General features: G+C 69.7%; 1 protein-coding gene. It reads right to left on the reverse strand.

The annotated features are described in order from the left end of the window. Window positions 1-413, reverse strand: a 413-nt coding sequence (locus DM373_RS28485) for a DUF2345 domain-containing protein (RefSeq protein ID WP_157966917.1), incomplete at both ends; no start/stop codon positions are given.

Consider the following 413-nt stretch of genomic DNA (forward strand, 5'->3'; position numbering starts at 1 on the left):
GCCGCGCCGATATGGGCGAACTGCGCGGCCTTGGCGGTGTAGTTGGCGCTGGTGACGTGGGTGATGCCGGCGGCGTTGTAGGTGGTGGCGCTGCCGCCGCCCTGCACCACCAGCTCGGTCTTGGCCTTGAGCAGGATGCGGTCGGCGTTGGCGGTGATGTCGAGCTTGGCCAGCAGGTTGATGCTGTCCTTCAGGGCGCGAATGTCGATGTCGCCGGAGGCCGTGACCAGCTTCCAGCCCAGGCTCTGCACGAAGAAACGCATGCCCTGGCTGGCGCTGGCCAGCAGGCGCTTGCCGGCGGACATGCTGGTGTGGCCGGTGCTGCTCAGGGCCAGGTGGCTGCCGCTGGTGAGGTGGTTGGGGCCGGGGGTGGTCAGGGCGATGCCGGCGGGGCTCGACAGCACCAGGTGCGG

Source organism: Pseudomonas sichuanensis, assembly GCF_003231305.1.
GTDB classification, from domain to species: domain Bacteria; phylum Pseudomonadota; class Gammaproteobacteria; order Pseudomonadales; family Pseudomonadaceae; genus Aquipseudomonas; species Aquipseudomonas sichuanensis.